We start from the raw sequence: 1,237 nt of genomic DNA, 5'->3' as shown, positions 1-1,237 counted from the left end.
CTCCCAGTATTTGATGTTCGATCACTGCCTACCCTCGGCTACCAACGGCTGTGGCCGTGCCAGCCACTCGCGGCCCTTGAGCATGCCTTTCCAGTACAAGGGTGGCAGCACCTGTGCCTTGAGCAACCAGGCCAGACGTGTCGGTTTGCGGCCATCCAGTAACCAGTTGGGGAAGCTCGGTGCCAGCTTGCCGCCATAGGTGAACTCGGCCAGGACGATCTTGCCGCGCTCGACGGTGAGCGGGCACGAGCCATAACCATCGTACTGGGCCAGGGTAGGCAATCTGCCCAGGGCCACCAGCACGTTGTTGGCCACGACCGGAGCTTGCTTGCGTGCGGCGGCAGCGGTCTTGGCATTGCTGGTGTTGGTCACGTCCCCCAGCGCATGGACATTGGTGAAGTGGCGATGGCGCAGGGTGTGCGGGTCGACATCGACCCAGCCGGCGCTGTCGGCCAATGGGCTTTCACGAATGAAGTCCGGTGCCACCTGCGGCGGTACCACGTGCAGCATGTCGAAGGCTTCGATACGGGTTTCGCTGCTGCCATCGGCCAAGGTACGCACGAAGGTGGCGCGCTTGTTCGGGCCGTCCACGGCAACCAGGCGGTGGGAAAAATTCAGGTCCACGGAGTACTTGTCGATGTACTTCATCAGTGCGGGCACGTAGTCCGCCACTCCGAACAACACTGCGCCGGCATTGAAGAAGCTGGCTTTAACAGCCCCCAGGTGACCGTGCCGCAGCCAGTGGTCGCAAGACAGATACAGCGCCTTCTGCGGCGCGCCTGCGCACTTGATCGGCATGGGCGGCTGGCAAAATAGGGCTCGGCCTTGCTTGAGCTTCTGCACCAGTTCCCAGGTGTAGGGCGCCAGGTCGTAGCGGTAGTTGGAGGTGACGCCATTGCGGCCCAAGGTCTCACTGAGGCCATCAATGGCCGCCCAATCCAGTTTGAGGCCGGGGCAGACCACCAACTGTTCATAACTGATGGCGCGGCCGCCTTCGAGGAGGACCAGTTGGCCCAACGGGTCGAACCCCTGCACGCGTGCCTTTATCCAGCGCACGCTGCGCGGAATGGTCGAGGCCATGGTGCGAGCAGTGCTTGGCGCCTTGAACACTCCGGCACCGACCATGGTCCAGCCGGGCTGGTAGTAATGCACTTCGGCGGGGTCGATCAAGGTCACATCCAGCGACGGGTCACGGCTGATCAGGCTGGAAGCAGTGGCGATTCCGGCGGCGCCGGCA

At 63.1% G+C, this 1,237-nt stretch carries 1 protein-coding gene; it reads right to left on the bottom strand.

Features of this window, described 5'->3' with window-relative positions:
* Window positions 1–21: 21 nt before the first annotated feature.
* A partial coding sequence (locus JV551A3_RS01670) for an NAD(P)/FAD-dependent oxidoreductase (RefSeq protein WP_133978233.1) occupies window positions 22–1,237 on the bottom strand: 1,216 nt, incomplete at its 5' end.

Source organism: Pseudomonas inefficax (assembly GCF_900277125.1).
In the GTDB taxonomy this organism is placed as follows: Bacteria; Pseudomonadota; Gammaproteobacteria; order Pseudomonadales; family Pseudomonadaceae; genus Aquipseudomonas; species Aquipseudomonas inefficax.
This window is presented reverse-complemented; position numbering and strand designations above follow the sequence as displayed.